This is a genomic window from Flavobacterium sp. Root901, assembly GCF_001429765.1.
In the GTDB taxonomy this organism is placed as follows: Bacteria; Bacteroidota; Bacteroidia; order Flavobacteriales; family Flavobacteriaceae; genus Flavobacterium.
On sequence record NZ_LMJB01000007.1, the window covers coordinates 78,941 to 97,006 of the forward strand.

Below are 18,066 nucleotides of genomic sequence, written 5' to 3' on the forward strand. Positions count from 1 at the left end.
TTTTTAATTTGATAATTACCTGTGGTCAAAATGTTTTGATAAAACATCACCCGCAAACTGAATCAGGAATACCAAAATCACCAATAATGCCAAAACCGAGTTCATCGTTACAGCATCATAACCAATATATCCGTATTGATATCCTACCTGACCCAAACCGCCTGCACCAACTGCTCCGCCCATTGCAGAATAACCAACCAGAGTGATTAAAGTAATCGAGGCTGCGTTTATTAAAGATGGAAGTGCTTCCGGAAGTAATACTTTATATACGATTTGTAAAGGCGTTGCGCCTAAAGCTCTTGCAGCTTCAACCAAACCTGACGGAAGACCTAATAAACTGTTTTCTACCAAACGCGCGATAAAAGGTGCCGCACCAATACTTAACGGAACCAAAGCAGCACTTACTCCAATAGAAGTCCCAACGATTGAACGTGTAAACGGTATCATCCAAACGATTAAAATAATGAACGGAATAGATCGAAAAACATTTACTATGACAGACAAAGTTCTGTTTAAAACGGGTTGTTCCAGTATTTGATTTTTTCTGGTAAGAAAAAGTAAAACTCCTGTTGGGAGTCCAATTAGAAAACCAAAAAAGCCGGACACAAAAGTCATAACAATGGTTTCCCAGGTTCCTTTTAATAATAAGTCAATAATTGAATCAGACATAACCTATGATTTCTGTTTTAATGTGTTTTGAAATAAAATATTGAATGGCAGTATCATAATTTTCTCGTTTTCCTGATAGTTCCACCAGCATAACGCCAAAATTTACTTCTCCAGCCTGATCCATTTGTGCGCTCACAATTTTAAAATTGGTATCAAATAACCTTGAAACTTCTGAGATGACAGGCTCATTTACCGATTTTCCGGTCATTTCAAGTTTTAATAACGGATTCAGACTTCCATCATCTTCTTTTTGTAATTTCTCCGCGTAAACACCAGGAATTTCAAGATGCAAAGAAGAAGAAATAAATTCTTTTGTCAATTCATGTTTTGGATCTGCGAAAATTTTGCCAACACTTCCCTGTTCTATTAATTTTCCGTGGCTGATTACCGCTACTTCATCACAAATTGATTTTACAACTTCCATTTGGTGTGTAATCAGTAAAATGGTAATATTTAATCGGCGGTTGATATCTTTGAGTAAATTCAAAATAGAACGCGTTGTTGCCGGATCCAATGCACTTGTAGCCTCATCGCACAATAAAACTTTTGGATTATTGGCCAGCGTTCTGGCTATAGCAACTCTTTGTTTTTGTCCTCCGGAAAGGCTTGCAGGATAATCATTTGCTTTTTCGGCTAAACCAACCAATTGCAGTAATTCTAAAACACGAGTTTTAATTTCATTTTTTGAAGTTCCGGCCAATTCAAGCGGAAAAGCCACATTATCAAAAACAGTTCTTGATGAAAGCAGGTTAAAGTGCTGAAAAATCATTCCGATTTGTCTTCTTTCAATGGCCAGTTCAGAATTTGACAATTGCATTAAAGCTTTGCCGTCTACGATAATTTCGCCCGAAGTCGGCCTTTCTAAAAGATTCACACATCGAATAAGAGTGCTTTTTCCGGCACCTGAAGTTCCAATAACACCAAAAATTTTCCCGGACGGAACGTTAAGCGATACATCTGATAAAGCAGAAACAATCCTGTCTTTTTGATGAAAAGTTTTGGTAACGTTTTTTAATTCAATCATTTGTTCAATTCAAGTTTAAAAACAAAAAAGCCTTTCAGATTTATTCGAAAGGCTTTTGAAATAAATAATTTTATTTTATAAAGAAGCCAGACCAACTATAACAACATCACAGCACATACGGCTGCAGCTATGATAATTCTTCATTTTCTGACTATAATTTCTCATTGTTGCTGTAAATTTAAACAGATAATTTTAATTTTAATACAAAAACAATCAAAACTTTTATTAACCTATCAAAATAGTAGATTACTATAACGATTGCTTTACGGGATTGCTTTTTCTCCCAGTCTGGCAAAGGTTTGAGAATTAGTTTCTTTTTATAATATTAAAATTTATTACTTTAATAAAATACGTTTAATCAAGCTTAAACCATTCATTTACTTCCCCTGCTATAGTTTCTTCTATTTCAGTATTTTCAAATTCATTTGTAACCGAATTATACTTATAATCTTTCTGCCATTTTTTATAATGCAGTGCAACTTGTTCTATGGCATCACAGATAAATGAAAGTTCATCATTTGTCATAGTTGGATGCAGGGACAAACGAACCCAGCCTGGTTTATTGGTTTGGTTTCTCTCCAAAAGTTGATTTGTAATTTCTGCCGATTTTTTTTCATTGATATTGAAAAGATAATGCGCATAAGTACTTGCACATGACCAGCCGCCCCGAACCTGAATTCCGAAACGGTCATTTAAAAGTCTCACAATCAGATTATAGTGAATATCTTCAATAACAAAAGAAACACAGCCAATGCGTTCGATTATTAAATCTCCCAAAATAGATAACCCTTTTATTTTTTGGAGTCTTGAAAAACAAATATCCAGCAGTTCTTTTTCTCGGTTTTTAATATTTGCAACTCCCATTTTTTCTTTTAATTCTAACGCTAAAGCCGCTCTTATTACTTGCAGAAAGCCTGGTGTTCCGCCGTCTTCCCTAACTTCAATGATATCGCTGTAACAATATCTGCCCAAAGGATTAGTCCATTTTACGTTTCCGCCGCCGGGATTATCCGGAAAATCTGCTTTGTATAATTTTTCATTAAAAACCAAAACACCGCAAGTTCCGGGTCCGCCTAAAAATTTATGAGGCGAAAAGAAAATTGCATCTAATTGCTGTTCAGGATCTTTTGGGTGCATATCAATTTCAACGTATGGTGCCGAAGCGGCAAAATCAACAAAACAAAGTCCGCCGTTTTGGTGCATAATCTTAGCCAATTCATGATATGGCGTAATAATTCCGGTAACATTGGAACAAGCCGTAAACGAACCTATTTTTAAGCTTCTGTTGGCATATTTTTTAATTTCGTTGGAAAGAATATCCGGATCGACCAAATTGTTTTCATCCGGAGGCAGAATTACAACATCGGCGTTAGATTCATACCATGAAACCTGATTAGAATGATGCTCCATGTGTGTTATAAAAACAACCGGTTTATCTTCAGCGTCATTTGTTCTTAAGCCAATTATTCGCTGTAATTTGGATAAGGCCGCTGTCATTCCGCTTCCTGTTGTTACCAAAACATCAGAAGTATTTGCATTTACTGATTTTTTAATAATATCCCTTGCATATTGATAAGCATGTGTAGAAGTTTTTCCTGTCTGACTGGAAAGTGAATGTGTATTGGCAATCATTGGACCAATTTTGTGGAGCATAATATCTTCAATTGGAGCATATAATCTTCCGCTGGCAACCCAATCTGCGTAAAGAAGGTTTTGTTTTCCGTAAACCGATTTAAAACGGTGATCTGCTCCTATTATATTTTCTCTAAACTTAGAAAAATAACACTCTAATTCAATTGTTTCTGTTGTTGTCTCAATAGCATTCATTTCCTTTATCATTTTAATTAACTAAATTTATTATTGATTGTTTTTTTAACACATAGAAACATAGATTTTATTCTAATAAAAGATGTTTGAAAAAATCTAGATTTTCACCCATAGGTATGTTTGTTTAAATAAGTGAAACGCCTCTGTAGATAAAAAACTATGCTTCTATTTGTTTAAAAATTAATTTGCCTGCCCTAAAAGCGATTTAAGTGTAGTTTGTAATTCTTCTCCGTGAAGGTTTTTCGCAACGATTATTCCTTTTGAATCCACTAAATAATTCCCAGGAATTGCCCTTACACCGTATAATTTGGCAGCTGCGCTGTTCCAGAAAAGTAAATCAGAAACATGAGTCCAAGTCAAATTATCATCCTGAATTCCTTTAATCCAGTTTTCTTTCTTTTTATCTAAAGAAACACCTATGATGTTAAATCCTCTGTCGTGATATTCTTTGTAAGCCGCCACAATATTTGGATTTTCTCTTCGGCAAGGTCCGCACCATGAAGCCCAGAAATCGACTAAAGTATAGCCTTTTAAATTTTCTGAAAGACGAACTGGTTTACCTTGCGGATCATTAGCAGTAAAATCCGGGGCTTTTTTACCAACATCTAATCCGTTTAAAACAGTAACCAGTTCTTTTAGTTCTTTCACGTAAGTGGTACTTTGCAGGCTTTTATCAAGCAAAGCAATGTTTTGAGTGATTTGTTCCGGTGTTAATCTGTACGACCAGTTTCTGTACAACACATAAGCCGAAACAATCGATTTAGGATTTTCTGTAATGAATTTACTGATTTCTACATCTTTCGTTTTTTTATAGGCATCAAATAAATTCTGAGATTCAGAACCTTCAACTACAGAACTTGTATAATATTTCTTTGGGCTTAATTTTACTGTAATTGGTGTTTTTTCAAGAAAAATATACAATGGAGAATCTTCTGTGTTGACACTTAATCCGTATAATTCCGGAGTTTTGACTTTGGTTGTAAAACTAAAATTCCCGTCTTTTACTTTTACCGAATCTATAGTGGTAAACATTTTATTGTGAAATTTTTGCAAATACACATATTGAGCAACTGTATCTACAACAGTTCCTTTTAATTGTAAATTATTTTCTTGTGCCTGAGTTTGTGCAACTCCAAGAAATAAGGCTAAACCTAATAGTATTTTTTTCATTTATATTGATTTTATGTATTGGGATTTTATAAATTAAGATTTGGCAAAAAAATTCCATAAGCCTATTCAGGCCTGAAGCAATTTCTATGTTAAATAAATTAGATAGGAATTTAATGTCTTTGCATTCGGAAACCAGCAAGACTATTTTCTTCAAAAATTGAATTCAGGATTTCGTAACCAGCGGATAAAAAATATAGTTTGCTTTTCATTTTAAAAAATAAATAATTTTTAACAATGATGATCTTATTCAGATTTTTGAGGAAATCTTTCTTATCTGTCCGTCAAAGCGGAAGGATTTAGCACCTTATTTTTAGAACAGGTTGCTAAGACGTCACTGGGCCTATTCCCTCAGTCTTTCTGGATAAGTATCATTCAGAATTTTTCTGCGTTACAAATATATACTAATTCTACCGAATTAGTATAATTTAAAATTATTTTTTTTAAATATAATTTTAAAAAACATTTTCGCACAATACAATTTATTGATAATAAACAAATTAAAACAGAATAGAAGTTCTGCTAATTCATTATTTTATAATGGAAATTCATACGTTTGACGGGATAAAATTCGGGAATTCTGTTTTTACTGTAGAAAAAGCATAAAAAAAACTCATTCCATTTTTGAAATGAGTTTGTATCAAAACTGAATTAACACACTGCTTATTCTTCGTTCCTTGAAATAACAAAAAATAATTAAATCTTTAAGCCATCAAAATGCGCCGTAGTTTCTTCAATCAACGACATCATTAATTCTTTTGCTTTTGTATGTTTTAAAATGGGTGAAATTTGTCCGCCCCAAAATAAAATCATGTCCCATTTTTGCTGATCGAGTGCAGCTTTTCGTAAGGGAGAAATAAAAGTAGTCTGCAGGGGAAAAGGCAGAATGTTCGATTCTTTTCCAATTATATCTTTTGCAATACGGCTTGTTATACCTCTTCCTAATCTTCCGGTATAAGCGCGGGAAAGCGTTGTATATTTTGCAGCATCTGAAAATAACATTTCTCTGTGAACAGGCAGTGCATTTGATTCGTCTGTAGCCAAAAAAGCAGTTCCAATTTGTGCTGCGTCTGCACCTAATGTCAAAGCTGCGGCAATTCCTTTTCCATCTGCAATTCCGCCCGCTGCAATGATTGGCGTTTTTATTTTTTCGCGCATTAACTGCAATAAAACAAAAGTTCCGGTTACAGACGCTTCGGCATTAGTCAGAAATGAAGGTCGGTGTCCGCCTGCTTCAAAACCAGATGCTATAATCATATCTACGCCTTTACTTTCCAGAAAAACAGCTTCGTCAAGCGTTGTAGCTGCTCCAACTGTCACAATTCCTAATCTTCGGCATTGTTCTAAAACATCATCGGAAGGAACGCCAAACATAAAGCTGAAAACTTTTGGTTTAACGTCTAAAATAACCTGCAGCTGATTTTCAAACCTGGACTGAAACGGAGCCGGTTTTTCCGGTAACGGAATCCCAACTTCCTCATAATACGGTTTAAAAAGCGTTTTTGTCTGCTCAAATAGTTCATCTGTCAAACCGGCTTCCGGAATATCATGATCTGAAACCCAAAGATTAATATTATACGGTTTATTCGTGGCTGCTTTTATTTGTTTATCAGCTTGGTAAATTTCCTGCGGACTTAATGTATAAGCTCCGTAACCGCCCAATCCGCCAAGATTAGAAACAGTCGCTGTTAATTCAACCGTTGATAAATTCCCGCCAAAAGGTCCCTGCAAAATTGGATATTCTATTCCTAATAAATCTTTAGCTCTTGTATTGTACCACATGATTTCAAAATTTAAATTATCTGCTTGTATCTGTCAGCATTTTATTTACGATAAGCCACTTTCCGTTAATCTTATGGAAAGATAAAAAATCCCTATAATTATAATCGTACATTTTAACATTTAATTCCGCTACAGCAATCGAATTGACAACGCTTATATTCAGAATTTCTCCTTTAAAAGGCTTGCCGGAATCTTTTGGACTTTGTCGGTTTTTAACTCCGTCCAAATACAAATCAACTGTTTTAAAATACGGCTGTCCGTTTATATCTCCGAAAAGTAATGTTCCGGGCTGAAAAATACTTCCTAACAATAATTCATCTCCTTCATAGATACCTTTAAAGTAATAGTTTTCTATTGCATGAGTAATGGCCTGAATTTCTATTTGATTTTCCATTTTGATAGTACTTTGAGCTTTTATGCCTTGAAAAGTCCAAAGCATAAAAGCAGTTAATAAAATAGTTTTCATTTTAATTTAAATTGTGCCCTGCACCTTTTCCTCCATCAACATTGATGATAGATCCGGTAATAAAATTGCTTTTGGCAACGGTGTAGACCATTTCAGAAACATCATCGATCTCTCCTACTCTGTTTAATAAATGCAAACCGGCATTTTGATCTGCGTTTTCGCCATGCATTGGCGTGCGAATAACACCCGGCGCAACGGTATTGAAACGAATATTTTGTTTTCCAAATTCGGCCGCTAACTGAATGGTCAATGCATGAATTGCTCCTTTACTGGCAATTGGAGCCGAAGCCGGCCATCCGCCTAAACCGTGATTTACTAATGGAGTTCCGATATTGATTACAACACCGCCATTTTGTTTCAGCATCTGCGGAATCACTGACTGTGTAGTAAAATAAGTTCCTTTTAAATTGGTTTTCAGAAATGTATCCAAATAATCTTCATCAACTTCTAAAAAAGGTTTACTGGCAAAAATTCCCGCATTATTAACCAATACATCTACAGAACCAAATTTTTCTAAAGCAATTTTCACCAATTGCTCTCCTGTTTTTTTGTCGCTTACATCTCCGGTAAACATTGCCAGATTTTCGCCTGCGCCAAATTCATTAAAAGTCTTTTCTAACGAAGCAGCTGTAACTGAATTTATAACCACGTTATCGCCTCTATCTAAAAAATATTTCGCGATTCCTTTTCCAATGCCGGAAGCTGCTCCGGTCACAATTATAGTTTGTTTTTTCATGATATTTATTTTTTATCGGCAGTAATGCCTTTTTCCCTTAATACTGAAACTTGTTCTCCCGCATAACCCCAATCGTCCAGCTCGATTTCCTGAATTACAACGTGAGTTAAATGCGGATCTTTGTGTAATACTTTTGTAATGAGATTGGTAATTCCCATGATTAATTCCTGTTTCTGTCCGCGGGTAACGCCCTCGCGGGTCAGCTCTAGTTTTACGTAAGGCATGATCTTAGTTTTGAGATTGTCCTGAAAAAACAGCTTCGGCATTAATTGTAAAATCAAGTTCAAAGTCATTGTAGATTAAAGTATCTCCCAGATCTTTAAAAAAGTTTCCAGATCTGAATCTGATATCATAAAGTGTTCGGTCAATTATCAATTTTCCTGAAAGTGAAATAACATTTGGATCTTTTTGCATTGAAACTTCAAACCCCGCAGGATGTGTAATATCTTTAATAGTTAGATTGCCTTCAAGATAAACATTCCCGTTTGAAAGTTCTTTTGCAGTCTGAATATCAAATGAAGCGGTTGGAAATTTTTCGGTTGAGAAAAAATCATCCGAAGCAAGATGTCCTGCAAATTGGGCATTTGCTGCAGCATCAGTAATGTCTAAGATTTTTATAGAGGTGACATCGATAATAACATTTCCTCCATTTATTTTTCCATCGCTTAGGATGAAATTACCATTTTTGATACCAATTGTACCATTGTGAGCACCGGTTACTTTTCTTCCGGTCCAATCGATTCTGCTTTTTGAGCTTACGATATTAAAATTTATTGTTTCCATTTTTATTGTATTTAAAAGTACAATACAAAGGAACGGCGGTTGTCAAAATTGGTTACGTGATGTAGATCACATTCTTTTTAAGGTGCAAATAAGCAAAGGTTCAAGGGACAAAGTTTTTTATATTGGCATAAAATTTAAAACATAGCCAGCGGTTTTAACCGCTGGAACGCAAATCCCTGTGGTTGAAACCACAGGCGATATTTTTCAGCAATACATAATCATCTCAATCAGCAAAATCTGCGGGAATCCAAATCTGTACAAAGCAAAAAAATAATCCGTAGAATCCGTGGGCTAAAAACTAAGAATTATAAAGTCGGCTAAGGGTTTCTCTGGAAACGCCTAAATAAGCAGCGATCAAATGCTTTGGAACTAAATTATAAAGTTGTGGATACAAAGCCAAAAGTTCTTCATAACGTGTTTTTACATTATTATTCATAAACGATAAAAGTCTTTTTTGGGAAGCGATATAACCTTTATTTGTTCTCCAGCGAAAAAAATGTTCAATCTGATGAAATTCGGAACACAGTTTTTCGCGGTCGGTGTTAGAAAGACAAAGAACTTCAGCATCTGTAATACAGTCTACATTTATAGCCGCCGGAGTTTGATTGTAAAGTGCATTATAATCAGATGTCCACCAGGTTGGCATAGCAAACTGAAGAATATACATTTTGATTTCATCATTAATATAAAAAGCTTTCAGGCATCCTGAGATTACAAAATATTCGCAATCGACACTATCGCCTTCGCTTATGATAGTCTGTCCTTTTTTAAAAGATAATCGTTTGAAATGCGAAAAGAAATAATCAAATTCTTCGTCTGTCAGCGAAACTGTTTTAGTTATATGCTCTTGTAAAAGTGTTTTGGCTTCCATTTTAAATGAGACTATTATGATTTAAAAGTCTTTTGTAAAGTTATAAAATCAAATGAACTTATGGATTGTCTATTTCAGATTTGAATTTGTCCGTTTCGCCAAAATAGCAATATGAAATCAATCGGAACTGCCGCAATTTTGTCCTGTTTAACAACTTAAAATTTAAAATCATGAATGCAAAAACAACAAAAATTATTTATTGGACAGGAATTGTTTTAACTTCTTTATGGTTTGGTGCCAGCGGTTTTTTTGAATTGACAACAAACAAATTAGTTTGGGAAATTACGCAGTTATTGGGTTATCCGGCACATTTTATTTACATTCTTGGTGTAATGAAAGTTTCAGGAGTCATTACATTATTGATTCCGAATAAATTACTAAGATTAAAAGAATGGGTATTTGCCGGAATATTTTTCGACATCATTTTCGCTTTCTTTTCCAAATTGGTTGTATTAGGTTTCCCTGCAACTATCGATGCCATTATTGCTTTTGTTATGGTAAGTGTTACTTATCTAATGTTTAGAAAATTATATTCTGCCAGTTATACAGTAAGAGTTTCTGAAGAAAACTTCTAAAATATACTTCAATCTTGCAAAGTCATTAAGGCACAAAGTTTAACTTTATTCATAAGCCTCCGGCAAAGCTGGAGGCTTTATCATTTATATGGAATTGGCTGCAGGCGAATCAATAATATTAAAACTTTTGCAGCTGAAAATTAAACCTTTAAAATTACAATGAGCGTTAAAACAAATAATTTTGAGCTTTTCAACAAAACAACAACCTTTATTCCCGCCGTAAATTTGTAATGAATTTAAAACACAATTACAATGAATAAAATATGGTTTATCACAGGAAGTTCTCGAGGATTAGGACGTAATCTTACTGAAGCAGTATTAAATAGCGGTGACAAAGTCGCTGCAACTGCACGAGACATTAATCAGTTAAATGATTTAAAAGAAAAATTTCAGGATCAGATTCTGCCTTTGAAATTAGATGTAAACAATTACGATGAAATTCATCAGGCTGTAAACAAAGCTGTTGAACATTTTGGAAGAATTGACGTATTGGTTAACAATGCCGGATTCGGAATAATTGGTGCAGCAGAAGCATATACAGGTGAGCAGGTTCGCAGTCAGTTAGAAACCAATTTATTTGCGCCAATCGAAATTACCCGCGCCGTTTTGCCTTTTATGCGTAAACAAGCTTCTGGTCGAATTTTGCAAATCAGTTCTATTGGAGGACGTGTTGGAAATCCGGGCTTGACCATGTATCAGGCCGCAAAATTTGGTTTAAGCGGATTTACCGAAGCCTTAGCCAAAGAAGTTGCTCCGCTTGGAATTTTAGTAACCAGCGTTGAACCGGGAGGATTCCGTACGGATTGGGCGGGCGCATCGATGAGTTATGCTGAAGAAATTGAAGGTTATGATATGGTAAAACAACGTACGGATTTCTTTAAAGGAGGAAATTTTGTTCCAGTTGGTGACCCTGAAAAAGCCGCTAAAGCTATGGTTGATCTGGCCATACATCCAAACCCGCCTGTGCATCTTGTTTTGGGAAGTGAAGCTATTGGGATTTTACAAGACGCCGATCAGAAAAGAACCGAAGAAATGCAAAAATGGATGGATGTGAGTTTATCAACAGATCATGAAGAATCCGGAAGCTTTTTTGATTCAGCTCAGGGAAAATGGTATACGGGTAAAAAATAACAGTTATTGTAAAACTAAACAATCAAATCCAGATCAGGCAGTATTCAAATTATGGGTACTGCTTGATTTTTTTATAAATTTGTGATATGAACGATTCTAAAATTAATCAGAAAACCTCGCCGATTGCCTATTCGTGTTATTACACGCAAAATCGTGAAGGAGAACAATTTGCTGCAGAACATGTATTGAGTTTTCAGATTTCGGGAGTTCTGGCTTTAAATAACGGAAATAAAGAGTATGTTTTTAATCCGGGCGATTTTAGATTTATCAGAAGAAATCAGCTTATTAAATTCATCAAACAACCTGATCCGAATACCGCTTTTCAGTCTATTTCGATTTATCTGAATCAGGAAGCTCTTCGTGATTATTCTATACAATACAATCAAAAAACCAGCCTGATTAAAAGTCCGGAAACTGAAACGGTTTTTCGATTAAAAGAAGTTCCTTTATTGCAAAGTTTCATGAATTCACTCATACCATATATCAATGAAGATCAATTGATAACCGAAGAACTTCAGGCTTTAAAAGTAAATGAAGCCATTACTATTTTACTGCAATGCCATCCGGAATTAAAAGATATTTTATTCGATTTTAACGAACCCGGAAAAATTGACCTGGAGGCTTTTATGAAAAAGAATTTTCATTTTAATGTGCAATTAGATCGTTTTGCATATTTAACCGGAAGAAGTCTGGCTACTTTTAAAAGGGATTTTCAGCGTATTTTTGAGATTTCGCCAAGCCGATGGCTCATCCAGAAAAGATTGCAGGAAGCATATTATCAAATTAAAGAAAAAGGAAAAACACCGTCTGAAGTTTATTTAGAAGTAGGTTTTGAAGATTTATCACATTTTTCATTTGCTTTTAAAAAGCAGTTTGGAATGCCGCCGTCTAAGGTTTAGTTTTTTAGTTTGCAGTTTTCAGTTTTCAGTCGCAGTTTTCAGTCGCAGTTTTCAGTCTCAGCTGACATACTTTGCTCCTCTAATGACGAAACTAAATTTAGAAACTGAGACTCGGATTGAAAACTGAGACTGAAAACTGCAAACTAAAAAAACTACCTATTCTCCAGCCAGCTTAAAAAAGCTGTCGCTTTTTCTTTTCCGACTAATAATTTTTCTTCCGTAGGAATAGTAAGTTTAAGAATCAGCTTTCTTGAAAAATAATGTTCGGCTTCTCTTATGGCTGAAAAATTGACCAGATATTGCCTGTTGATTCTGAAAAACTGAATGGGCGATAACAACTTATGAACCTCATCAAGAGATTGCGTAATTTGATATTCGGTTTTATCGAAAGTGACGATTGTAGGCGTTTCATTTTTGATATAGAAAAAGGCAATATTTTCGGTTTGGATTGTTTGGTATTTATTGTTTTTAAAAACCAGAAAGCTGCTTTTCCCTTTATTTTCGCCTGTTCTTGTTAAAAGATAATCAAAATCAGGCATCATTTTTTTGTTTCTTTGAAAGAAGTTTTTCAGCTCGCCTGCTTTTTTAATGGCCTGCGAAATACTTTCTCGTGAAAAAGGTTTTAAAACATAATCGATTCCGTTTGATTTGAAAGCATCAATGGCATAATCATCAAAAGCGGTACAGAAAATAACGGGTGACAAGACCTCCACATTTTTAAAGATTTCAAAACTTAAACCGTCTGCAAGCTGAATATCCATAAAAATCAAATCGGGCTGATCATTTTCTAAAAGATAACTCACAGCGCCATCAATACTTTGGATATACGACAAAATTTGAGCATCAGGCCTGATACTCAAAATAAGCTGACCAAGTGCTTTGGCCGTTTTTACTTCATCTTCAATTATTATGATAGTCATAAATTAGTGGAATTTTAACTTTAAATAATGTTTCAGTTTTATCAATTTCTATTTCTCTGTGAACCAAATGCATAAAGCGCTGATTAATATTATTCAGTCCAACGCCGGTTGATACGGTACCACGTTTCAGCTGAATCAGATTTTCTATTACCAGAAAATCATTTTCAGTATACAATTTAATTTTCAGCGGTTTATCAAGCGAAACGATATTATGTTTGATGCAGTTTTCGATTAACAGCTGCAAGGAAAAAGGCGGAATTGCGCAATCAAATTGTTTTTGATCTATTTCTTTCAAAACTTCAAATCCGTCTTCAAAACGGGCTTTCAGCAAATATACATACGAGTCTAAAATTTGTAGTTCTTCCCGTAACGGAATTAAATCCATCTTTCTGCTTTCGAGAGTAAATCTGTAAAAGTCAGATAATTTCAGGATAAAATCAGAACTCTGCGGATCCTGCATATCGACCATCGATTTTAAGGTATTCAGGCTATTGAACAAAAAATGCGGATTTACCTGCTGTTTCAATAATTCGTACTGCGCTCCCAGATGTACCGCTTTTGTTCGCTCGAGTTCTAATCCTATTTGCTGGGTCTGGTAATTCTGAAAAAGAAGATGCAGAAACATATATACAATCAAATTGATCAAAACTCCGCGGAGTTCAAACATAATGGGTGCATCCATTTTTGAAACCTGAAATAGTTCCTGATGTGCAATTACCAGAATTACCATCAGTAAAATCCCCATTACAACGCTTAGCAGAAGTTTCCAGTTAAAGAGACTTTTATTTGTTCGCTGTGAAGAAAATTTAGGCAAACTATAAATGTTGTAATACCAGATAAAAAGGGAAAAAAGCAATGTAATCGAAGAGTTTATAATAAGATCTCCGGGCGTAGAACCGGCATCAAATAATTTTGGTATGGAAGCCATAATTGCCAGTGCAGCCGAACTTCCCCAAATTACTTTAAGTGAAACCTGAAAACGTTTTGCTTTTTCCATAATTATAGTTGTTGGTTATCCTAAACTGTCAAAGATAGGTTTATTTTGAAAAATTAAAATCTAATTTCTTTCGCAGATTAGGCAGATTTTTTAATTGATGTACTCAGTCTGCATAATCTGCGAAAGCTAAAAAATATTCTTTCTGTAATATTTGAAACAAAAACTTAAGTACGTTTTATTCCTAAAATGGCACCCGAATTCATATCCTGCACAAAACCAATAATTTCAAAATCCTGTGTATTGAAATTCTTAGGCAGACGAACCGATGCAGTTCCTTTTTTATTTTTATTTAAATCAACCGACTGAAGCTGACGAACGATCTGATAATGAGATAAAACACGGTTTGCATTTTCGCCTCTTTTTACATTGCTTTTCGCTTCTTTCTGAACAACAGCAATAAACAAACGGCTGTTTTTTGAAGTTCCTTCAACACTATAATTTACAGAAAGATTATTGTCATTTTGATTCGTTTCTAAACTTACACTTGCCAAAGCAGGTTTTGAAACTGCCGGCTTAATTCCGTTTCGCAGGCTTGTTTCCTGAGAACCTACATAATCGATTTTTCCGTTAATGATTACTTGCGGCGTATAGATTGGATCTTTGTCCATGTATTTGGCATAATCGTATTGTCTTTTAGTAAAATCGGCATTGCTAAAAATATCTTTCCAGCCTTGTTTGTCCCAATAATCAACATGATATGCCAATACGTAAACATTTTTGTCTTTTAATTCATTCTGAATTTTTCCAAGTAATTCATCTGCCGGCGGACAGCTTGAACAGCCTTCGGAAGTATATAATTCTAAAAGGGCAAAACCTTTTTTATCCTGATTGCTTTGACTGAAAATGGTGTTTCCTGTTAAGAAAAACAACATTGCAAAAGCACTTATTATTTTTATCTTTTTCATGATTCTTATTTTATTCCTGCAAGGATTTTAAAACTTTGCAGGTGTTTTTTATTTATAAAGTATACAATTAAACCTGCAAGGTTTTAAATCCTTGCAGGTTGGAAATTACAGAATATTAATTTCAACGTTTATATTTCCTCTTGTTGCTTTTGAGTAAGGACAAGTCTGATGTGCCTGCGCTGCCAAAGATCGTGCTGTATCGTATTCAATTCCCGGAAGGCTGATGTTCAAGCGTGCCTGCAAAGAATATTCTCCTTCTGTTACACACAAATCTACTTCTGCATCTACAGCAGTTTCTGCCGGAAGTTTCACTCCTAGTTTTGAAGCGGCAATTCCCAAAGCTCCAATAAAACATGCTGACCATCCCGCAGCAAACAACTGCTCCGGATTTGTTCCCGGACGTGATGATCCCGGAGCACTTAATTTGATATTCAACTGCTCATCTGAACTTTGTGAAGCTCCTTCACGTCCGCCTGTTGTATGTGTTTTTCCTGTGTATAAGATTTTTGTTTCCATGTTTAAAAATTTTAGATTGTTGATTTTAGATTATTTGAATTTTGTAATTGAAATTTATTTTTGAATTGGAATTTGGAATTTAAAAATTGAAATTTATTTTAGTTGATCTACATCAATTATCGCTTGTGCAAATGATTTTGGGTCTTCCTGCGGAACGTTATGCCCTATTCCTTTTAAAATTCTGTGTTCGTATTTTCCTGTAAATTTGTTTGCATAAGCTTTTCCATCCGCGAAAGCGCCGTCAAAATCACTTCCTATCGTAATCGTTGGTACTTTAATTTCAGGTTTTGCTGCAAGGCGTTTTTCTAAGTTATCGTATTTAGCTTCTCCTGCTTCCAGAGATTGTCTCCATCTGTAATTGTGAATTACGATTGCGACGTGATCCGGATTCTCAAAAGACTGTGCCGTTTGATCGTAAGTTGCTTTATCGAAATTCCATAACGGAGAAGCGATCTGCCAGATTTGTTTGTTAAATTCGTAGGTATTTTGGCTGTAGCCTAATTTTCCTCTTTCGGTTGCAAAATAATACTGGTACCACCATCCTAATTCAGCTTTTGGAGGAAGCGGTTTTAAATTGGCTTCTAAATTCACAACCAGATAACCGCTTACAGAAACCAGACCTTTTACACGTTCCGGCCAAAGTGCAGCCGTAACGACTGCGGTTCTGGCTCCCCAGTCAAATCCGCCAATAACGGCTTTATCTATTTTTAATGCATCCATAAAAGCAATAATATCAGTTGCTAATGCTGCCTGCTGTCCGTTTCTGAAAGTGTCTTTAGAAAGAAAAGTTGTAGTGCCGAATCCTCTCAAATAAGGTGTAAATACATGATAACCTTTTGAAACTAAAATAGGAACCACTTCGTTATAGCTGTGTATATCATACGGCCATCCGTGAAGTAAGATTACAGGCGTTCCGTTTGAAGGACCTGCTTCGGTATAACCTACATTCAATAATCCGGCGTTGATTTGTTTTAAAGTTCCCAGTGAACTGTTTTGTGCATTTATAGCTGCTGTATTTACTAAAAGAAAGACAATTAAAAGAAAGGTTTTGTTTTTGATTTTTATTATAGTTTTCATAATTTTTGATTTTTTATTATTTGATTATCAGTTAATTTCTTCGTCAAAGATATCTTGGTAATCCTCGTTTTGAAAGGAGAAAAAAGGTGAAGTGGACAAAGTAAAAGGTAAAATGGACAGGGTAATTGTGAATTATTAATTGTGAATTGTAGTTTAACCGTAAAGGGCGCTATGGTTTATGCAATCGCTATAGTTATCGGGATTGCGGTTAAACTTCCCACATTTCAACCTGAAATATAAACTTGAAACTATTTTTTCATAACTAAAACCGGTTTTCCTTTTTCAACAATATAAGTGGCCAGTTCTGAAGCCTTTGCATTAGTATTATTTTTAGCGGAATGAACAACCCCGGCGGGAATAAAAAGTACTTCTCCGGCTTTTAAAGTAATAGGCGCCTGCCCTTCTACTTCATATTCAAGTGAACCTTCTAATACATAAATAATTTCTTCGCCCGGATGAGAATGTTTTCCGAAAGCGGTATGTCCGTCAAAATCAATTCGGGCCTGAACTGTTTCTCTTCCCGGAATACTTAAATCGTGTTTTTGTAAATCAGTTCTTTTTATTCCGGTTTGTGCTGCAATTTGATTGGGAATTAAAAAAGCAATTATTCCTAAAATGATAATAGCTATTATAACCCACGTTTTTTGTTTTTTAGTTTCCATAACTTTTGATTTAAATTATTTGTTTGTGTTAATTTCTATGTCAAAAGTAGAGCGGTAACCTTTCTTATGAAACGATAAAAAAGTCGAAACGGGCAAACTTTAGGGCGAAGCGGACAGGGTGAATTGTGAATGAAATGAGTTGTGACCCAATCTCAAAGCATGCTATGATTATTTACTTTTAAGAATCTTTAACCGTACAAAGGCCGCAAAGCTATTGGTTGAATAACTTTGCGGCCTTTGTGTAACCTAAACTCTTTGCGGTTAAACTATTTCATACATATAATTAAGCCAGCACCATTCCGCCGTCTATTATAAAATCGGAGCCGGTTATGAATTTGGCTGCATCACTGCTTAGATACGAAACCATTTTAGCAACATCTTCTGATTTTCCCATTTGTTTTAAAGGAACCTTCTCTACCACCACATTCATAATACTATTTACAGCTGCTTCATCTAAACCTACTTTCTTCATTACTTCGGTTTCTGTTGGTCCCGGGCTAACAGAATTTACTCTGATTTTTCTTGGCGCTAATTCTAATGCCGCAGTTCTCATAACCGAATTCAGGGCAGTTTTACTTGCCGAATAAACCGATGATCCGGGGCCCGGCATACTGGCAGTATTGGAAGACAGAAAGACTACCGATGCCCCATCGTTCAAAATAGGAATAAAACGGCTTAAAGTAAAATAAGCGCCTTTTAAATTCACATTCATAATGCTGTCAAACTGTTCTTCTGATGCCTGTTCGATGGTACCTAAACCGGCAATTCCGGCATTGATAAATAATATGTCTATTTTGCCAAAATCTTGTTTAACTTTTAATGCCAGGCTGTCAATGTCTGCAACACTCGACTGATCGGCAGTTATGTCTGTAACGCCCAATTCCAGTGCTGCTTTTTCAATTGCCTCTTTTCTTCTTCCGGTAATAACAACCTTTACCCCTTCTAATTTTAACTGTTTGGCCGCTGCATAGCCTATACCGCTGTTTCCGCCTGTAATAACTGCTATTTTATCTTTTAAATTTTCCATTTTTTTATATTAAAAATTATCGGCACAAATTT

General features: G+C 35.2%; 20 protein-coding genes and 1 riboswitch. Of the genes, 3 read left to right on the forward strand and 17 right to left on the reverse strand.

Annotated elements, in window-relative coordinates:
• Positions 1–15 precede the first annotated feature (15 nt).
• The 10 genes from ASE21_RS13810 to ASE21_RS13855 form a co-directional block, all read right to left on the reverse strand.
• The gene (locus tag ASE21_RS13810; protein WP_057123272.1) at positions 16–669 is read right to left on the reverse strand and encodes a methionine ABC transporter permease MetI; all 654 of its coding nucleotides are present in this window, start codon (positions 667–669) and stop codon (positions 16–18) included.
• Positions 662–1,693, reverse strand: coding sequence for a methionine ABC transporter ATP-binding protein MetN (gene metN / locus ASE21_RS13815; protein ID WP_057123273.1), 1,032 nt, complete (start codon positions 1,691–1,693; stop codon positions 662–664). The genes ASE21_RS13810 and metN overlap by 8 nt, the downstream gene beginning before the upstream one ends.
• 354 nt (positions 1,694–2,047) lie before the next feature.
• A complete protein-coding gene (locus tag ASE21_RS13820; protein WP_242410273.1) occupies positions 2,048–3,520 on the reverse strand; it encodes an aminotransferase class V-fold PLP-dependent enzyme in 1,473 nt (490 codons plus the stop codon).
• A gap of 180 nt (positions 3,521–3,700) precedes the next feature.
• Positions 3,701–4,690, reverse strand: coding sequence for a TlpA disulfide reductase family protein (locus tag ASE21_RS13825; RefSeq protein ID WP_057123275.1), 990 nt, complete (start codon positions 4,688–4,690; stop codon positions 3,701–3,703).
• Positions 4,691–4,957: 267 nt separating this feature from the next.
• Positions 4,958–5,058, reverse strand: a riboswitch (SAM riboswitch).
• A gap of 325 nt (positions 5,059–5,383) precedes the next feature.
• Positions 5,384–6,469 carry an NAD(P)H-dependent flavin oxidoreductase gene (locus ASE21_RS13830; protein WP_057123276.1) on the reverse strand — a complete coding sequence of 362 codons (1,086 nt, stop codon included), beginning with the start codon at positions 6,467–6,469 and terminating at the stop codon, positions 5,384–5,386.
• 16 nt (positions 6,470–6,485) lie between these two features.
• Positions 6,486–6,935 carry a nuclear transport factor 2 family protein gene (locus ASE21_RS13835; RefSeq protein WP_057123277.1) on the reverse strand — a complete coding sequence of 150 codons (450 nt, stop codon included), beginning with the start codon at positions 6,933–6,935 and terminating at the stop codon, positions 6,486–6,488.
• Between the two features lies 1 nt (position 6,936).
• On the reverse strand, positions 6,937–7,671 hold the full coding sequence (locus tag ASE21_RS13840) for an SDR family NAD(P)-dependent oxidoreductase (RefSeq protein WP_057123278.1): 735 nt from the start codon (positions 7,669–7,671) through the stop codon (positions 6,937–6,939).
• A gap of 5 nt (positions 7,672–7,676) precedes the next feature.
• Positions 7,677–7,895, reverse strand: a complete 219-nt coding sequence (locus ASE21_RS13845; RefSeq protein ID WP_057123279.1) for a tautomerase family protein — start codon at positions 7,893–7,895, stop codon at positions 7,677–7,679.
• Between the two features lie 4 nt (positions 7,896–7,899).
• Complete coding sequence (locus tag ASE21_RS13850) at positions 7,900–8,454, reverse strand: YceI family protein (RefSeq protein WP_057123280.1); 555 nt, start codon at positions 8,452–8,454, stop codon at positions 7,900–7,902.
• 298 nt (positions 8,455–8,752) lie between these two features.
• The gene (locus tag ASE21_RS13855) at positions 8,753–9,325 is read right to left on the reverse strand and encodes a Crp/Fnr family transcriptional regulator (protein WP_057123281.1); all 573 of its coding nucleotides are present in this window, start codon (positions 9,323–9,325) and stop codon (positions 8,753–8,755) included.
• Between the two features lie 170 nt (positions 9,326–9,495).
• Between ASE21_RS13855 and ASE21_RS13860 the strand changes: the two genes are divergently transcribed.
• From ASE21_RS13860 to ASE21_RS13870, 3 genes are all read left to right on the forward strand, one after another.
• Positions 9,496–9,900 (forward strand): DoxX family protein, encoded by a 405-nt coding sequence (locus ASE21_RS13860; RefSeq protein WP_057123282.1) that lies wholly within the window; start codon positions 9,496–9,498, stop codon positions 9,898–9,900.
• A 252-nt stretch (positions 9,901–10,152) separates the two neighbouring features.
• Positions 10,153–11,031 carry an oxidoreductase gene (locus ASE21_RS13865; protein ID WP_057123283.1) on the forward strand — a complete coding sequence of 293 codons (879 nt, stop codon included), beginning with the start codon at positions 10,153–10,155 and terminating at the stop codon, positions 11,029–11,031.
• 86 nt (positions 11,032–11,117) lie between these two features.
• Positions 11,118–11,930 (forward strand): helix-turn-helix domain-containing protein, encoded by an 813-nt coding sequence (locus ASE21_RS13870; RefSeq protein WP_057123284.1) that lies wholly within the window; start codon positions 11,118–11,120, stop codon positions 11,928–11,930.
• A 152-nt stretch (positions 11,931–12,082) separates the two neighbouring features.
• Here ASE21_RS13870 and ASE21_RS13875 read toward each other — a convergent pair whose 3' ends face one another.
• The 7 genes from ASE21_RS13875 to ASE21_RS13905 form a co-directional block, all read right to left on the reverse strand.
• The gene (locus ASE21_RS13875; RefSeq protein WP_057123285.1) at positions 12,083–12,850 is read right to left on the reverse strand and encodes a LytR/AlgR family response regulator transcription factor; all 768 of its coding nucleotides are present in this window, start codon (positions 12,848–12,850) and stop codon (positions 12,083–12,085) included.
• A complete protein-coding gene (locus tag ASE21_RS13880; protein WP_057123286.1) occupies positions 12,831–13,847 on the reverse strand; it encodes a sensor histidine kinase in 1,017 nt (338 codons plus the stop codon). Before ASE21_RS13880 ends, ASE21_RS13875 begins: the two co-directional genes overlap by 20 nt.
• Positions 13,848–14,011: 164 nt before the next feature.
• A complete protein-coding gene (locus ASE21_RS13885; RefSeq protein ID WP_057123287.1) occupies positions 14,012–14,752 on the reverse strand; it encodes a DUF1223 domain-containing protein in 741 nt (246 codons plus the stop codon).
• A 105-nt stretch (positions 14,753–14,857) separates the two neighbouring features.
• Complete coding sequence (locus ASE21_RS13890; protein WP_057123288.1) at positions 14,858–15,268, reverse strand: organic hydroperoxide resistance protein; 411 nt, start codon at positions 15,266–15,268, stop codon at positions 14,858–14,860.
• A 93-nt stretch (positions 15,269–15,361) separates the two neighbouring features.
• Positions 15,362–16,345 (reverse strand): alpha/beta fold hydrolase, encoded by a 984-nt coding sequence (locus tag ASE21_RS13895; RefSeq protein WP_242410274.1) that lies wholly within the window; start codon positions 16,343–16,345, stop codon positions 15,362–15,364.
• Positions 16,346–16,593: 248 nt separating this feature from the next.
• On the reverse strand, positions 16,594–17,007 hold the full coding sequence (locus ASE21_RS13900; RefSeq protein WP_057123289.1) for a cupin domain-containing protein: 414 nt from the start codon (positions 17,005–17,007) through the stop codon (positions 16,594–16,596).
• 283 nt (positions 17,008–17,290) lie between these two features.
• The gene (locus ASE21_RS13905; protein WP_057123290.1) at positions 17,291–18,034 is read right to left on the reverse strand and encodes an SDR family oxidoreductase; all 744 of its coding nucleotides are present in this window, start codon (positions 18,032–18,034) and stop codon (positions 17,291–17,293) included.
• Positions 18,035–18,066: the final 32 nt, after the last annotated feature.